Annotated in this window: 16 protein-coding genes; 6 read left to right on the forward strand and 10 right to left on the reverse strand. The window is 63.5% G+C overall.

The genetic code is table 11. The features are described 5' to 3' along the window. On the reverse strand, nt 1–481 hold a 481-nt coding region (locus tag LJE93_07095), incomplete at its 3' end, for a hypothetical protein (GenBank protein MCG6948660.1). Between the two features lie 275 nt (nt 482–756). Between LJE93_07095 and LJE93_07100 the strand changes: the two genes are divergently transcribed. Both LJE93_07100 and LJE93_07105 read left to right on the forward strand, forming a co-directional pair. Next, the gene (locus tag LJE93_07100) at nt 757–1,896 is read left to right on the forward strand and encodes a prephenate dehydrogenase/arogenate dehydrogenase family protein (protein ID MCG6948661.1); all 1,140 of its coding nucleotides are present in this window, start codon (nt 757–759) and stop codon (nt 1,894–1,896) included. After that, entirely contained in the window at nt 1,893–3,035 is a 1,143-nt protein-coding gene (locus LJE93_07105) for a pyridoxal phosphate-dependent aminotransferase (GenBank protein MCG6948662.1), read from the forward strand. The genes LJE93_07100 and LJE93_07105 overlap by 4 nt, the downstream gene beginning before the upstream one ends. Nucleotides 3,036–3,125: 90 nt before the next feature. Here the strand turns inward: LJE93_07105 and LJE93_07110 are convergent, their stop codons facing one another. From LJE93_07110 to LJE93_07130, 5 genes are read right to left on the reverse strand one after another with little or no spacing between them, the layout of a single operon-like run. After that, the gene (locus LJE93_07110) at nt 3,126–3,929 is read right to left on the reverse strand and encodes an enoyl-CoA hydratase/isomerase family protein (GenBank protein ID MCG6948663.1); all 804 of its coding nucleotides are present in this window, start codon (nt 3,927–3,929) and stop codon (nt 3,126–3,128) included. A 49-nt stretch (nt 3,930–3,978) separates the two neighbouring features. Continuing rightward, a complete protein-coding gene (locus tag LJE93_07115) occupies nt 3,979–5,070 on the reverse strand; it encodes a glycosyltransferase family 4 protein (protein ID MCG6948664.1) in 1,092 nt (363 codons plus the stop codon). A 1-nt stretch (nt 5,071) separates the two neighbouring features. Next, nucleotides 5,072–5,299, reverse strand: coding sequence for a hypothetical protein (locus LJE93_07120; protein ID MCG6948665.1), 228 nt, complete (start codon nt 5,297–5,299; stop codon nt 5,072–5,074). Further along, nucleotides 5,296–6,117, reverse strand: coding sequence for a glycosyltransferase family 2 protein (locus tag LJE93_07125; protein MCG6948666.1), 822 nt, complete (start codon nt 6,115–6,117; stop codon nt 5,296–5,298). Before LJE93_07125 ends, LJE93_07120 begins: the two co-directional genes overlap by 4 nt. Then, on the reverse strand, nt 6,114–7,232 hold the full coding sequence (locus LJE93_07130; GenBank protein ID MCG6948667.1) for a glycosyltransferase: 1,119 nt from the start codon (nt 7,230–7,232) through the stop codon (nt 6,114–6,116). Before LJE93_07130 ends, LJE93_07125 begins: the two co-directional genes overlap by 4 nt. Before the next feature lie 83 nt (nt 7,233–7,315). Here LJE93_07130 and LJE93_07135 point away from each other — a divergent pair, with 83 nt between their 5' ends. Further along, the gene (locus tag LJE93_07135; GenBank protein MCG6948668.1) at nt 7,316–8,611 is read left to right on the forward strand and encodes a glycosyltransferase family 4 protein; all 1,296 of its coding nucleotides are present in this window, start codon (nt 7,316–7,318) and stop codon (nt 8,609–8,611) included. Between the two features lie 76 nt (nt 8,612–8,687). On the opposite strand, the gene LJE93_07140 is transcribed toward LJE93_07135, so the two are convergent. Genes LJE93_07140 through LJE93_07150 form a run of 3 tightly spaced genes read right to left on the reverse strand, consistent with a single transcriptional unit; the run spans nt 8,688 to nt 12,301 of the window. Beyond that, nucleotides 8,688–10,094, reverse strand: coding sequence for an undecaprenyl-phosphate glucose phosphotransferase (locus LJE93_07140; GenBank protein MCG6948669.1), 1,407 nt, complete (start codon nt 10,092–10,094; stop codon nt 8,688–8,690). Next, nucleotides 10,091–11,185 (reverse strand): glycosyltransferase, encoded by a 1,095-nt coding sequence (locus LJE93_07145; GenBank protein ID MCG6948670.1) that lies wholly within the window; start codon nt 11,183–11,185, stop codon nt 10,091–10,093. Before LJE93_07145 ends, LJE93_07140 begins: the two co-directional genes overlap by 4 nt. After that, complete coding sequence (locus LJE93_07150; protein MCG6948671.1) at nt 11,186–12,301, reverse strand: glycosyltransferase family 4 protein; 1,116 nt, start codon at nt 12,299–12,301, stop codon at nt 11,186–11,188. Between the two features lie 142 nt (nt 12,302–12,443). Between LJE93_07150 and LJE93_07155 the strand changes: the two genes are divergently transcribed. The 3 genes from LJE93_07155 to LJE93_07165 are packed head-to-tail and all read left to right on the forward strand — an operon-like array spanning nt 12,444 to nt 15,459. Further along, nucleotides 12,444–13,361 (forward strand): glycosyltransferase, encoded by a 918-nt coding sequence (locus LJE93_07155; GenBank protein MCG6948672.1) that lies wholly within the window; start codon nt 12,444–12,446, stop codon nt 13,359–13,361. Next, entirely contained in the window at nt 13,358–14,530 is a 1,173-nt protein-coding gene (locus LJE93_07160; protein ID MCG6948673.1) for a hypothetical protein, read from the forward strand. Before LJE93_07155 ends, LJE93_07160 begins: the two co-directional genes overlap by 4 nt. Then, complete coding sequence (locus tag LJE93_07165) at nt 14,527–15,459, forward strand: glycosyltransferase family 2 protein (GenBank protein ID MCG6948674.1); 933 nt, start codon at nt 14,527–14,529, stop codon at nt 15,457–15,459. Before LJE93_07160 ends, LJE93_07165 begins: the two co-directional genes overlap by 4 nt. Here LJE93_07165 and LJE93_07170 read toward each other — a convergent pair. Further along, the coding region (locus tag LJE93_07170; protein ID MCG6948675.1) for a hypothetical protein at nt 15,456–16,430 on the reverse strand (975 nt) is incomplete at its 5' end. The genes LJE93_07165 and LJE93_07170 overlap by 4 nt on opposite strands.

Below are 16,430 nucleotides of genomic sequence, written 5' to 3' on the forward strand. Positions count from 1 at the left end.
GTGCCGCGCCGCTGAGGGCGGCGCGGATGAAAAAAACCGACTCGGCGAACTCGAGTTCGATCGGCACCCTGCCGGGACCCAGGTCCGAAGGCAGACGTACCGCGATCTCACCGTCGGATTCGGATACCCGAAGTTCACCCGCAGGACCGCGTGCAGATGCCAAAATATCCCTTCCCTCGAGATCCGGGTCACGACGCTCCAGGATTAGAAATCGTTCGCGATGGGCGAGCTGAACCAGCTCGATCGAAGACCTTGGACCCTCGGGCTGGAAGGCGAGCCCCGACCCGGTCGTCGCGAAGCGCCATCCACGAACAAGACGGGTGCCGGGCGGAGAATTGGGTAGCGCCAAAACCCGGCGCTCGGTGAGAACAATCGGAGGGTGATCTGAATCGACCAGAGGCACCTCGATCGCCGGAGCGCGTCCACAGCCCTGAATCAGCCCCAGAATCGAGCATGCGCCAAGAATCACAGTGCGCCGCATGCCGGCCATTATGGACCATCCCTGTCGCCCGCTTCCGGTGACCAACCCGATCGCAGTATCCTCGGAACATATCGGTGCGTGCGCCTCGATTTTGATAGGATGTTTCCGTGGACATGTTGATTTCGACCGTTTCGTCCGGCTTCGACGGCTACTATTACGCCTGCCATCGATGCCAGCGGCCACCGGTCTGAGTCAACGGTATCGGGGCCCGCTGGCAACGGCGGGACCCGGAGCCCGCCTTTGTCCGCGCTTCCCGATGCGAGAACGGAGGAATAATGCGGACGCAACCGTCACGAAGCGAATCGCCCGGACCTCTTCTCGAGCAACACCGACGGGATATCGAAGCCCTCGACCGCCGAATTCTGCATCTCGTCTGTGAGCGGCTCGAACTCGCTCGCCAGATCGGCGAGCTCAAGCACGCCGCGGGAATCCCACTGCGAAACTTCAAGGTCGAAGCGGAGGTGTATCAACGGTTCGAACAGGCGAGCTCTTTTCTCGGGCTCGACAAGGTTCTCGGGCGCGACCTCGCAACCTTCCTGATCGGCAAGGCAGTCGAGGAGCAAGCGGCCCATCGAGACACGGTCTATCAGGGAAACGCCCTTCGCGCTCTGGTCGTCGGAGGCAAGGGCGGGATGGGCAGCTGGATTGCACGCTTTCTGAGAGGGCAAGGTCACAGAGTCACCGTTTTCGACCCGGACCCTTCGTCGTCCGATTTTCCCGAGGTGGACAATATCGAAGATTCGGCAGGAGAGGCAGACCTTATCCTCGTAGCCGTTCCGATGAGCGCGTGCGCCGAGGTCCTCGGTGAGCTCGCACGGCTTTCGGTCGGGGGCGTCGTGGCAGAAATGTGCAGCCTCAAGGGCCACTTGCTGGCACACATGGAGGATCTTCGCTCAAACGGCCTGCGGTTGGTCTCCTTCCACCCTCTGTTCGGACCCGACGTGCGCATGTTGTCCGGTTGCACCATCGTCTTCTGTGAAGAAGGACGCGATGAGGACCTTCAGATCGTGCGGGGACTTTTCGCCGAAACGTCAGCTCGACTCGTCGACATGCCGTCCGAGGAGCACGACCGTCGGATGAATCTCGTTCTCGGGCTTTCCCACCTGGCCAACCTCGTCTTTGCTCGCGCCCTGACCCATTCGTCGGTCGACGCCGCAAAGCTGGCCGAAGTCGCCGGTATCACGTTCAAGAAACAGCTCGGTACCACGCACGAGGTCGCGGCCGAGAACCCCAACCTGTACTTCGAGATCCAGGCGCTCAACCGACTCACCCCGGAGACCGGAAAATGGCTCCGCAGGTCACTCGACGAGTGGCTGAACACGGTCGAGTCTGGCGACTCGGAGGCATTCACGGAGCTCATGACATCCTGTCACGAGTATCTCGACGGGGCTTTTGTGGAACAATCCGACCAATGAGAAGCATTGACGGTGTGGCGGCTGCCCTGGTCGAATTCGAGGGGATGACGCACTCCTGGCTCGTCGGCGAGCCATGCTTCGCCCCTCCGGTGGAGCTGGTGGATGGACTCATCGGGGCGGCAGGCGCCAAGACCTACGGATATCCGCCCCCCTCCGGTCTGACCGATCTCCGCGAGATTCTCGCGGCTCTACACTCTGACAATGGGCACCACGTGGAAGCCGACCAGATCGTCGTGACCTCCGGAGCCAAGGCTGGGCTGCTCGCCCTCCTGGCCGCTCTTCTCGAGCCCGGGGACGAACTCATCCACCCCACGCCGTACTACCCGGCCTATCCCTTTATGGCATCGCGGCTCGGGGCGCGTCCGGTGGCGGTGCCCGAGGACGGCGAAGGGTTTGCCGGCTGGGCCGATTCGGTGGCATCGCAGATTGGACCGAGGACGCGGGCTGTCGTACTCGCGTCTCCGTCCAATCCCACGGGCACTACCCTCGGTTCTCGCGCCGCGGAAGATTTGTTCGAGCTCTGTCGCGACCGCGGTCTCCGGTTGATCTGCGACGAGGCCTACACCGATTTCCGTGTTGCTCTCGATTCGGCAACCCTCTCGGCGGACTTCGATCCCGAGCGAGGGACCGTGATTCAGATACGGAGTGCCTCGAAGAGCTGGGCGCTCTGCGGTTGGAGGATCGGATGGCTGGTCACCGACTCTGCTTTGGCCGCCAACGCCACGCGATGCCACGCATCACTCGTCAACCCGGCGTCCGGTCCAACCCAACGGGCTCTGTGTGCGTTGCCGGAGGTCCCTGGCACCTATCTCACCGCAGCACGAGCGTCAGTTGAAGGGCGCATGAGGGCGCTGAGCTCTGCCCTCGGCCAGGCAGGAATATCGCACGTGAAACCCGAGGGTGGTTTCTATCTGTGGTTGAATGTCGGTCGCCAGATCGCGGCCGCAGGCGCCGGTGATGTCGTCGAATGGTGTGTTGATCTTGCCCGACGGCGCGGAGTCGGCCTCTGGCCGGGTGCCGATTTCGGAAGCGCGGAATACGTCCGCATCGCCGTCACCTCACCCTCCGACGCCAATTGGCAGGCGGCTGTCGAAGCTCTCGTCGAAGCTCTCACTTCACACGGCCAGGACAACTCCTGAGGCATTCGGATTCAGAGGAGAGCCCGGTGGCGCGTGCTCGACCAGCCAGAATTCGATTTTCGGAAATTCCGAATTCCCAACCCGCATCATTCATGAGGGCTGATCTTCATCGAGCCAGTCAGGCGTGCTTTTCGTCTCGAGAAAGGTGCGCATACCGTGGACACACTCCGGATGCATCCGTTGCCTGACATTCGCGTCCGCCGCTTCGACCAGCGCTTCCCGCCACCCCAGCCCTACTGTCTCGTTAAGCAACCGCTTGGTAGCGGCCAGCGCGGAGGGTGACGCCTTGGCGCAGACTGATTTCGCGAAAGCGATGGCCGTGGCCAGCGACTGGCCATCCGTTGCGAGCTCATCGGCCAACCCGAGCTCCACGGCACGCGCACCTTCGATCATCTCTGGATCGAGGAGCAGCCGCCTCGCTATTTGACCCGCGACCCGACGCGTGAGGAAGGTTGACACGATCGCCGCAAGAAACCCGATCTTGACCTCTGTGTAGGCAAACCGGGAATTCGGATCCGCAAACACGAAATCACATGCCGTGGCGAGTCCGCAGCCACCGGCGATAGCTGCTCCGTGAACTGCGGCAACGGTCAGCTTCGGGCAGCCGAGGAGGACCTCGAAAAGGTGACTGAGTTTCTCGCTATCTTCGCGGTTGAGCTCTTCGTCTCCACCCGAAACGATCTTCTCCAGTGCCTCGAGATCTGCACCGGCTGAGAAATGGCGCCCTGCGCCGGTGAGCACGATGGCGCGCACGGCGTCGTCATCCGCTGCGGCTTCAAGGGCCGATGCGAGCGCAACCGCCATCGATGCTGACAACGGGTTCGCCCGATCGGGATCGTTGAGTGTGAGGACTAGGATCGGGCCGTCGCGACGCTCGAGAACCTCTTCTGACATGCTCTTATCGTACCAGCCCGCGTCCCTCCGATCGGCACGAAGCCCCGCTTCAGCGCTGAGCGGCTCGGCGATAGACCTCGAAGAGCTGAGGCACGACGACCTCGCGGGAAAACAACCGCACCTGTTCGAGTCCTCGTTCGCGGAGGCGCCGGCGCAGTGCCGGGCTCCCAAGGAGTCTGGCAATCGCGGCGGCAATCTCGTCCGGATTCTCTGGATCCACGAGCAACGCCGCGTCTCCGGCGACCTCCGGCATCGACGAGACCCTCGACGTCACGACCGGCGTTCCGCAGGCCATGGCCTCCGCCACGGGCAGCCCGAAGCCCTCGGCCAGCGACGGAAACACGAAGGCGGCCGCCCTGCGGTAAAGCGCTGCGAGAACAATCTCGGGAATGTGACCGATCTTGACCACCGATCCATCGCCGGTCATTCGATCGAGACGTCGCCGAACCTTGCCCTGCCGCCACCCTTCTGCCGCGACAACCACCAACTGATGAGCTCCAACCGAAGCACCGAGCGATGTCCAGGCGTCGAGGAGGCCTCCGAAGTTCTTGCGCGGCTCGAGGCTAGCGACCGCCAGAACATAGGGTTCCCGGACACCCAGGCGGGCGGCAGCGGCGGCATCCGATTCGTGCTCACCCGCCACCTGGAACACCTGATCGACCATTGGCGGGATGATCTCCACCGAATCCGGCGGCAGGGTGAGCAGGCGCGCGGCCTCCTGCCGCGTTGCTTCGGAGATTGCCAGGATCGTCGCTCCGCGAACCAAAGCATCCGAGACGGAGGTAAGGGTCCGGACCCGATTCCGAAGGGTGTGACAATCCGGGTGGCTGAGAACCGTCAGGTCGTACAGCGTGAATACGTGCCTCGGAGCGCCCTCTGGGGGCATGGCGTAGCCCGGCGCGTGAAAGAGATCCAAACGATCGAGAACGTTCCTTTCGGCCCGAGCCGCCGAGATCTTGTCCGGCAGAGGTCCAAGTGCCTTTTCGAACGTCTGGCGCCTCGCCAAACCATGATCGAGATCGAAGAGCACGATCTCATCGACCCTCGGAGATTCGATCAGCGCGTGGATCAACTCTCTGGTGTAGGTTGAGACGCCCCCGTGACCGTGGACCGCCCGACCGGCATCAATGCCGAGGCGCACCTCAGCGCTCCCCTCGCCAGACACACGCCCTTCGCAGGCCATCGAGGTGTTGCATAAGGGCTTCACCCGTCGCTGCAGCCAGCCGACCGTCGGCCATCGCTTCCTCGACCCGGCCCTCGGCACGCTCGAGCCGTCGAGCCAGCCGAATCCGACGCAGCAAATGACCGAGAATCAGCGTGACGAGTACGATGAGCACCGAAGCCGCAGCCGCGACCAGCGCAGTTTTCAACGCAGCTCTCCTTCCGCCAGCCAGCCGTCGACCAGCGAATCACCGAATCGCCGGCGGAGCCGCCGCTCGATCAACCGAGTTTCCCAGGCCGGCCGGTGGATTCGATAGTAGCGAAGCTGCGACGGGCGGTAGAGTTCGTCAGCCAGACCCGCACGGCCTGCTCCCCGCGCGTGGAACACCGTTGCTCGCGGCTCCTCGGCGAGCAGCCAGCCCGCATCTTCGAGCCGCATGCAGAGGTCGACATCTTCAAAATACATGAAGAATCTGGTGTCGAAGCCTCCGACCGTGTGCCATGCATCAGTCCGTACGAGCACACACGCGGCCGTGTACCAGACGCGCCCGGCGAGCCGAGACACCGATCGGGCGAATGTGCCGTGGACCCAGTTTCGGGATTCGAACGGATTGCGCAGCTTTTGCAGTACCTCGCCCAGAACGCCACGAGTGGGAGACCAGGAAAACTGTCGGGCGCCATTCGGGTAACGAAGGCTTGGCGCGACCAGCCCCACTCTGGACTCACCCTCCATTCTCGCTGTGAGCAGCTCAACGGCACCCGGACCGAGCCAGGCATCGTTGTTGAGCAGCAAGAGGGCCTCTCCCTGCGCTTCCTGTGCGGCGATGTTATTGGCCTCGGCAAAACCGAGATTGCGATTCAAGGAGAACACCTTCGCTTCCGGGAACCGCTCCTGAACGAGTGCGAGCGAGCCGTCGCTCGACGCGTTGTCAACCACCAGAACCTCCGCACCGGACCCCGCAAGGCTCTCGAGGCACCGGCCTAAATGGGCCTCGCCGTTGTGGTTGACGACAATCGCCGAAATCACATCGACGCCGCCCGTGCAAGCTCTGCCACCAGCTGGCGAGAGCTGCGCTCCCAATTGAGTCCGGAGATAACCCGACCCGCCTCCCCCATGACTCGCACCATCTCGTGCCGATCCGCCAGGATAGCTATCGCGACCGCCGCGATGGATTCAGCGTCGAGCCGATCCACTCGAAACGGGTAGCTTGGCCAGGCATCGTCCAGCCCGAGCCCCGCGCTGACAACCACCGGTGTACCGCATGCAAGACTCTCCAGAGGCGGCAACCCGAAACCCTCGTGCCGGGAAACATAGATTGCCATCTCGGCGCCTCGGTAGAGAGGAGCGAGGTCCTTCTCCGCCACCCAACCGAGATGCTTCACCACTCCCTCCAACCCGAGCTCACCGATCCAGCGGTCGAGATCCCGCTGACGTCTCATCCGGTTCGCGCCCACCATAACCAGCTCGATCTCCGCATACGCTCGTCGGACATTCGCGAACGCTCCCAGCACCTGTCGTGGTAGACGCCTCTCCAGCACCGTGCCCGGCACCAGAATGTATGGCTTCCGAACACCGAGATCGGCCAGAACACGCTGGTCCGTCTCGGCTCCGTCTGGCGAGAAGCGCTCGCGGTCGACACCAAGAGGCACCACTGCCAACCGGTCGCCATCTACTCCGTAACGATCCGACACCATTGACGACATGAACGCCGTGTCCGTCACTACCCGCCGCGCGACCGCGGCCGCACGTCGTGCGAGGAGACGGCGGCGCCAACGCTCACGCGACCTGAAGTCCTCGGGGAGGTGTTCGAAGCTCAGATCGTGAATGGTTACCACCGATGGAACCTCCAGTCCGAACGGCAGCGAGTAGGCGGGTCCGAAGACCACATCCGGCGCAATCGATTTCAGGGCACGTGACACCAGCAGCTGCTCCCACAGCACACGGCTCCCATCATTGTGCGAGAAATGTGTGTGAACGGAGCCATACGGATCGGGCAGTGAGGGCGACGGCTCTCCCTGGAAGAAAAGGTGCCATTCGATGCCATGTTCCCATTGATCCAGGCCTCGGAGCAGTCCCCCGAGGTAGCGTCCCACGCCGGTGGCGTGCTCCTCCATCTCGGCAGCGATAACCCCGACCTTCATTGCGCCCATCGTACCTCGTTTCCCATCCTGCGCCCGTCTCCGCCTCCGAGTTCCGATCGCCAATTGCTGTAAAATTGTCCCCCATGCTTCGGCGCATCACAGCAACGCTCGGATTCTTCGTCGATATCGGCCGCGACGTGGTTGGAACCCTGCGCTCACGATGGCGCAGGTTTCAAGAGCGAGTTGTGAACAACAAGGAGACGGCCGCCGTCGGCGTCGATGTCTATCCATTCTTTGAACAGATGACAGGCGTCGGTTGGTACGAATGGAGCCTGCTCGAGGCGCTCGATCGTCGGGACGACGGACTCTTCTACAACCTCTATGCACGTACCTTCCTCGCGCCCGACGATCCGCCACCGCCAAAGATGCCGGGGAACAGCTCCATGCGTCTTCGGGTCCATCAGATACCGGCAGGTTTTCTGCTGCCGACCCGGCCGACGCTTGCCGTTCTGCGCACGGTCGTCGAGCCGATCCTGAGAGTTCTGGACGGCAACCACGTGCTCTTTGCTCCCAACTTCTTCCTCCATGGCGATCAGGAGCCATTCGGGCGTGCGCAGGTGGCCACGGTCCACGATCTCGCCTTCGCGGCCATGCCGGAGACGGTCTCGCCGAAAACTCTCGAAGAGCTGGAGCAGCATCTGCCACGAACCCTCTACCACGCGGATCTCCTGATCGCGGTGTCCGATGCGACAGTCGGCGACCTGGTCGATCGCCTGGAGGTCAGCCCACGCACGACACGGACAATTCACGAGGGGGTGGATCCCGGCTTTGCAGAGGCGGCGGAGATCGAAGACACCAACGAAATTTCTCGTCCCTACCTGCTCTTCGTATCCACCCTGGAACCGCGAAAGAACGTGATCGGAGTACTGAGGGCCTTTCGCCTCCTGGTCGAGTGGGGGTATCAGGGCGATCTGGTACTCGTCGGCAGGTGGGGTTGGCGAACGGATGCCATCCGCGAAGAACTCACCTCCTCGCCGGTCCGCGACCGCATTCGCCACCTCGACTACGTCGACCGCCTGCAACTCGCTTCCCTCTACGCCCGTGCCGATGCACTGCTCTTTCCTTCATGGCTCGAAGGGTTCGGCTTGCCGCTTCTGGAAAGCATGGCCTGTGGCACCCCGGTGATTACCGCCGGGAACTCCTCGATGCCCGAAATCGCCGGCCCGGCCGCCGTCTACGTCGATCCCGAGAGCCCGCACAGTATCGCGTCAGCAACGGCATCGCTTCTCCGCGACCCCGATCACCGCGAGCGGCTCGTCGCCCTCGGGCGCGAACGGGCGCGAAAGTTCACCTGGGAACGGGCCGCTGAGGCGACGGCGCAGGTGTTGCGCCAGGCGGCCAGATTGCCGGTCGAGAGCACCGACGAGTACCGCGCCTAACGTCAAGATTCCACCGATTTTGATTGATGCGGGGGGCGGGCGGAAATTCCGAAATCCGAATTCCAAATTCGAGCCGTCAGGCTCTCGCGTCGTGAAACGCCATGCGGAGGGTACGCCAGAGGATTTTGATGTCGAGCCCGAGGCTCCAGTTTTCGATGTAATAAAGATCGTGGGCTACCCGCTGCCGGATAGAGGTGTCCCCGCGGAGTCCGTTGACCTGCGCCCAACCGGTAAGTCCGGAGCGAACCCGGTGACGAGTGTTGTACGTCGGGTAGCGATTCCGAAATCGTTCGACAAATTTCGGCTGTTCCGGACGCGGGCCGACAAGAGACATGTCGCCACACAGCACGTTGTAGAGCTGCGGTAGCTCATCGAGATTCGTCCGCCGGAGGAATTCGCCAATCGATGTCACGCGGGAGTCGTGGCTTCTGGTCCAATGTGACTCGCCATCTCCCTCGGCATCGGCTCGCATCGATCGGAATTTGAACAGCCGGAAGGACCGCCCGTCGAGACCCGTCCGCACCTGGGAGAAAAATACCGGGCCGCCGTCCGCTCGTTTGATGAGCAGGGCGATGATCGGAAAAAGCCACGAAGTGGCAATCAAGAGCGTCGACGCACCCACTATATCGAACGCGCGCTTGACGATCTGGTTCCAACCCTGAAGGGGCATTTGGGTGAGGTTGATCAGGGGAAGTCCATCAAGGTCCTCGATACCGGCTCGCATCACGTAGTACTGCAGCACGTCCGGCACCACCTTGATGTCGACCAGCATCTGGCCTGCCCGGCGTACCAGCTGAACGGTTCGGTAGTGAGCTTCGAGCGGCAGTGCGATCAACACCTGGTCGACCTTCTCGTCGACCACCACACTCTCCAGATCGTCGGTAGTGCCGAGCACCGGCACGCCCCAGATGTCACGTTGTTGCCTGCCGGGATCGTCGTCGAGAAAACCGACAATCGAAAAGCCGTACTCCTTGTGCAGATTGAGCCGTTCCACAACCTTGCGACCGAGATCGCCAGCGCCCACCACAAGCACCCGCTGCAGATTACCGCCCGACCGCCTGATTCGTGCCAGGGATCCGGCAATGATCCACCGGAAGACGCTGACCAGAATGGCGTCGACGGCGGCGAAGATGGCGAGGAAGAGGCGCGAGTAGGTGAAGTCGGGAGGCCGGTAAAAGGTCAACCCGGCGGTCAGGATCACGGTCGCCAAGAGGACCGCGACCACGACCCGCATGGTTTCATCGAAGCGCGATCGGATTCGGCGTCTTTGGTACAGACCCTGGAAGTAGAAGACGACCGGATAGAGCACCACCACGACCGGCACGAGCCTGAGGTACATATTGAGAGGCGGCAGACCTTTGGTGACCGGCTGAATCTGTACTTCGAACCGCAACCAATAGGCCACCAGAACAGCCGCCGCCGTGGCGAGGATATCGCCAATCAGCTGCAGCATGACCTGTATCTGTCGCCGGCGTTCAATCACTGCCGCATCTCTCCGAAGCCTAGGCGGTCGAGGAGGAATCTGAAGCGAATCCGGAATCGATCACGCGAAAAGAGGTCGGCTCGACTTCGCAGCTGTTGCACATCCCAGGACCGTCCGAGCACGCGATCCGTCGCCTCCACGAGCGCCTCGACCGAGGACTCGTCGGCCAGCTCGCCCTCGACGCCGGCGCGGACGACGTCCGCAGTGCCGGAATGCGCGAGGCCGACGACCGGTGTTCCACACGCCAGCGCCTCGACCGAAACCATTCCGAAGTCCTCCACGTTGGGAACCAGAAGTGCTGCCGCCCTGCGGTAGGCATCTCGCAGCTTTTCCCTTTCCAGCCAGCCGAGAAAACGCACATCCGAACCGCCGAGACGACGCAGGGCCCGCATCCGTGGACCTGTGCCCACGATGTCGAGCTTTCGGCCGAGCTTGCGGGCAACAGCAATCGAATCCTCCACCCTCTTGTACGGAACAAGCGCTGCAACCGTCAACAGGTTGCCCTCGCGCTCGCCGCCCGGTGTGAAGTATTCGGTGGCTACCGGTGGCGGGATGATCTCCGCAGAACGATTCCAATAGTGTTTGATTCTCCAGGCCACCAAACGTGAGTTGGCGACCAGTCGATCGACCCGAGCCGAGGACACCATGTCCCATTGCCGGAGCCTCGCAAATCGCATTTCCACGATCGGCCTCAGAAGTCGGGGGATCGGGTCGAGGTACTGGTTTCGTTGATCCCAGACATAGCGCATCGGGGTGTGAACATAGCTCAGGTGAAACGCGCCTGGAGAGGGGATCACCCCTTTGGCAACCGCGTGTGAAGTCGAAATGACGAGTTCCGCGTCCTTGAATGCAAAGGACTCGGCGGCCGCCGGCATCAACGGCAGCAGGTATCGCCAACGCCGCCCTCCAGCTGACGGAAGCTGGAGCCACGACGTCTTGATCGGGTGCTCCTCGAGGAGCGGAGCCACGCTGCCCTCGCGGTGAACCAGCGTGAATATTGGAGCCGAAGGGAAGAGGCGAGCGATGTCGTAGAGGACCCACTCACCCCCGCGCATCCCGGTCAGCCAGTCATGCACCAAGGCAACCCGCACTCAACCCTCCCCCAGAGCCGTTCGGTAGACCGCAACAGTCTCCTCGACCATCCGCTCCCAGCTCAGATTCTCGGCCCTCTTTCGACCGGACTCTATCATTCGCCTCCGAAGAGGATCGTCCACCAGCACCCGTTCGATCGCCTCGGCGACCTCGTCGACCTCGAGCGGATTGACAAGCTTTGCGGCACCGTCACCGAGCTCTCGCATGGCACCGAGATTCGATGTGATCACCGGCAGGCCGGCACACATCGCTTCGAGCACCGGCAGACCGAATCCCTCGTAGAGCGATATGTGCATGAGCACCGCCGATACATGGTACAACGCGTAGAGGTGGGCCTGCGGGACGCGCCCCAGGAATCGCACGCGGTCACCGAGCCCGAGTCGTTCGGCACGAACTGCGAGCCGACACTCCTCGTTCGCGCCGCCGAGAAACACGAGCTGTCCGGGAATTCGATGTTCTCGCACTGCAAGGTGGTACGCGCGCAGGACCATGTCGAGATTCTTGTGAGGCTTGTCGTTGGCGACAACCAGAATGAGTGGCGAACGAAGTCCGTAATGGGCCCTGAGTTGGTCAAGGTCCTCTTTTGCCGGGCGTTTCGCGATCCCCGGGTCAACACCGTTGGCGACCACCATGAGACGCTGCGGATCCGCGGAGAAGAGGTTTATCAGATCGCGTCTCGACGAACGCGAAACCGTGATGACTCGTTTTGCCCGTCGCAACGATGACCCGATCATCAGCCGCAGGTAAATCCGCGCCAACTGGGCACGGCCCTTGGGCGGATAAAAGAGCTGAATCAGATCGTGAATCGTGACCACCATTGGTCGGGGAAAAAGGTGGGGCGCCACGTAGTGGGGGAAATGCACCAGATCCACCTGTTCCCGCCACAGAATCGCCGGCACCTGGACGTGCTCCGCGACGCTGTATCCGCGGGCTGACGTCGCCACGACTCGAGCACCCGGAGCGAGACCGGCGACCCGCTCCTCGTGCCCGGTCCGGGCCAGCACGGTGAGTTCGAGGTCGGGACGTGCTTCGAGACCGCGGAGAAGAGCGCGGATATAGGTGCCGATCCCGAAGTCATTCAGCTTTCGCGCATCCAGCGCCAGCCGCAGTGCCATGCCGCCATTGTAACGTCGCCTGAATACACCTCACGGGTAATCGCCAAAGGCCCAGATTCACCGCTGCCAAGCCGCGAAGTGAGTCCGAACCCATCCTCGCGATTCACAACCGGACAGCCGATTCCTCTCTATACTGATGCCGATGCGAACGGCACTGGTCATACCCTCCCTTGGTGGGTCCAGCCTTCGGGACTGCCTCGACGCGGTGAATACTCTCGATCCCCCACCCGACCGGCGAGTCCTGGTCCTTTCCGGTGGAGCCGTCTCTCCCCGACCGGTTGAAGATTATGCGGTTCAGCAGTTCCGCGAGCGGCTGGGATTCGCAGCGGCGGTCAACGCCGGCATGGCTGCGGCCGGGGACGATATCGAGGCCATCGGCGTGCTCAACGACGATGCATCCCCCGATCCCGGATGGCTCGGTACTCTCACCGAAGCACTCGCGCTCGACTCTGAACTGGCTGCGGTCCAGGGCACGATCCAGGACGCCACGGGACGCACGATCGATGGGAGAGGGATCGCATTCGACGAGGCCGGATTACCCGTCCAGATTGACCGCGGCGTGTTGACCGACGAGGATCAGGGCGAGCGCAAGATCCTCGCCGTCTCAGGCACAGCCTCGCTCTTTCGTGCGTCATCTTTAATGGATGTCATGCTGCCCGGTGGCAACGTGTTCGACCCACGATTCGATTGCTACCACGAAGATCTGGATCTCGGGCTGCGGCTTCACCGCAAGGGGTGGCGAGCCGCTTGGATCGGCGGAGCTTGCGCCAGGCACCTCGGCTCCTCCAGTGCCCCGTCCCTGAGCTGGCGCCACCCCTGGTGGCTCCTCGCCAACCGCTGGCGGGCGCTGGCGGGCAACTTGAGCCCGAGGGCTCTGTTCCTTTCGATGCCGCGGCTCCTACGTGGTGAGGTTAGGGCGATTCGCACCCTGAGCCGAACAAACCCGCGTGCGCCGGTGGTTGCGGGGGCGGTCGTCCTGTCACTGCCCGGGTTGATCGCCACAAGCTGGAGACGTCGCACTCCAGGGCCGCGGCTCGAGGCCATTCCGGACGAGCCATGAAGATCCTCGTCCTCACCGATGACCTGGTCGGCCCGGCCATGGCCGGTTCTGCACTCAGGGCGTGGGAACTCTCCCGAGTCCTCCTCGATGCAGGGCACGATGTCCTATTGGCAGCCAAAGCGGGATCTGCTCATCCGGAGGGCCACGGTCCTCCGGTCGTCACGAGACCGTCTTGGCGCTGGGCGGACGTCGTGCTGTCCCCCCCGTGGTGCCTGCCTCCGCGGGCATTTGTCGGGGACCATCTTCTCGTCGTTGACGGCGCAACTCCGCTCCTCGCCGAGCTCGCCGCCAGCCCCGAGACCCCCGACATCACACACCGTCGTCGCACCGCCGCGGCTCGGTTGCCGCTCGTCGCCGCGAGAGCAGACGCCATTCTCGTCGCCAGCGAAGAACAGGCCCGGTGGTGGGAGAACATTTTCATTCGCCGGCCTGATGTGCCGATGATTGACGTCCCGTTCGGGATTTCGGTCGAGGATCCGGCGGCAGACGTCGAGGATATCGACGGAGTCCCATCCAACTGGGCAGTTGTCCTGTGGTGGGGCGGAGTGTGGCCGTGGCTCGACCTGGACACACTGCTCGCCGCTCGCGCTCGCCTGGAATCGAGGAGGGTCAGTGTGGTCGTGCCGACCGCGAGACGACCCGGCGGCATAGTCCGATTCACCGCCGAGGAGCTCGATGCCGCAGCATCGCGCCACGGTTTGCAGCGCCCCGCCGTCGCCCCGCTCGAGCGCTGGGTACCATACGCCGAGCGCAACCGCATCCTCAATCGGAGTAGCATCCTCGCGGTGCTCCATCATCCCGGGCTGGAAGCCGAACTCAGTTTTCGTACCCGCGCCCTCGACGGCGTGTGGGCCGCGGTGCCGATGATTCTCAGCGAAGGCGGTGCGGCAGCCCGCATCGCGAATTCGGCGGGATGGGGTGCCGTGGTGCCTTCGGGCGACGCGAGGCTTTCCGCTGCAGCCATCGACCTCCTGCTTTCGGACCGATCTCAAAAACGGTGTCGATCGGCCCTGGCCAGGGACCGACCTGCATGGCGGTGGCCCGTCGTCGCTCGACCGCTGGTCGATGCACTGCCCGACTTGTTGCGAGGGAGCCGAAGAAATCTGTTTCCAGCAGCGCTTCGAGCCGCCGCCGTTCTCGGCGGACGGCTACCGGAGGGTGGGTCGTGACCGCCTCGGTCCGGGTTGTGATCGTGCGCTGGCGCGGAGGCGACGAGATTCGCCTCTGCCTCGATTCTCTCCTCGCCAACGCCGGGTCTCGACTCGCGCACGTGGTACTGGTCGACTCGGGCTCTGCGGACGGCGAGGCAGAGCGCCTCGCGGCCGACTATCCGGAGATCGAGGTCATCGCGCTTGCCGAAAACCGCGGGTTCGCGTTCGCCGCAGGTTGTGGAGCGGCGGAGGGCTCGGAACCATTGCTGCTCCTGCTCAACCCAGACACCGAAGTGTGGCCCGGCACACTGGATCTCCTGATCGAGCAGCTGGTCAACAGACCCGGAGCCGCCGGCTGTGTGCCGCTTCTCGAAGGGTTCGACGGTGAATCACAGCACCAGTGGCAGCTGCGCCACCTCCCGAAAATGCGCCAACTCGCAATCGGAAGGCCGGGAAACCACCTGTGCTCGGCGCCGCCAATGCAGCCGATCACCGTCCCCCAGCCGGCGGCTGCCGCATGGCTGGTACGTCGAATCGTATGGGAAGCTCTTGGCGGCCTGGATCCCACCTTCGAGCCAGCATGGTGGGAGGATGTCGACTTCTGTGCCCGACTCGACCGCCAACTACGTGATCCCGGTTTTCCTGCCGATGACGGGTTCTTCGTCGTGCCGGGTGCGAAGATCCTTCACGGCGGCGGATCGAGTGTTTCGGCCCTCGGACCGGAGGCGTTTTTTTCCGCCTATTTCACCAATCTGCTCCGCTACACTGCCCGCCACCACCCGGGCCGGCTGGGGCTCATCCGACGAGGCCTTCAGGCCAGTCTGACGGCAAGGATGTATCTGCGTCCCGGCCAGCGGCAAGCTTGTCGCGCTGCGTTGGCGGCAATCGCCTCCAGGCCCCGAAGAAATCCAGATTATGACAGCGGGCAATGGATGATGCGTCGCTAGGGCCCGGGAAAGTCGCGCTGCTCGACGATCAGCCGATCCAGAACCACGGCACCGTGCGGAGACGACCGAAGCTCGATGCTCAGGCGATGCCTTCCCTCTCCCGGGGGTGCCGGCATGCGCAATCGCTCGGTCGAACCATCACCCTGCCAGGCAACCACGGTTGGCTCGGCATCGTCCCACGTCAAGGCGAGCTCGCATCGTCTCTGTGCCGTACCCAATAGCCAGCCCTCGATCACCACCTCGTTCTCCCCCTCCAGCTTGAGTGGCACCGTGATGCGGTTTCCATCGTTGAGCCTCCACCCTCCTCGATGGGTGTAGCGTGCGACCGTGCCTGGCAGCGGCACCGGTCTGCCGCCGCTCTTGCGCACCTGCGGGGCCTCTGCCTCGACAATTCGATCCGTCCGCAGGCCAAGTGTCAGAACGAGGGCTGACGCCGCAACGATCCACAGCGCGATCCAGCCGCGCATGCACAAAAGCCTCACAAGTGGCCATCGGGCCCCGGCCCAGACGACGAGCGCGACGATGAGCAAGATGGCCAGCGGCACCAACACAGCTGCTGTGTCGACTGTCAGAAACGAAGGGAAGAGGCTGCGCGCATCGGCGGAAAAGCGGCGCGACAGGGCGTCGGCCAGCCAGTACCCGCCATCGCCGGGATTGACCGAAAGGTGCGGCCGCGAGACCAGAGCCCACCAGGCGACGATCGAAGGCGGCAGGAGAAGTAGCAACAGCCTCCGCCACCTGAGCGGGTGAGCGAACACCAAGCCACCCGCAAGGGCGAAGGCGGGCAGCATCGGCACGAGGTAGCGCGCAGGTGGGGCCCCACCGCCGTACCACTCGGGGGAGTGCAGCAGCGCGGCCACGGTCAGGCCTCCGCCGAGCAGCAACGCACGCTCTCCCGGGCCGCCTCTCTTCCACAGCAGGGTGACGCCGGCCAGGGAGGCAAGGAGCAGCGGCGCGGTGAATGCGAGCCC

The sequence above is a fragment of the Acidobacteriota bacterium genome (genome assembly GCA_022340665.1).
GTDB lineage: Bacteria > Acidobacteriota > Thermoanaerobaculia > Thermoanaerobaculales > Sulfomarinibacteraceae > Sulfomarinibacter.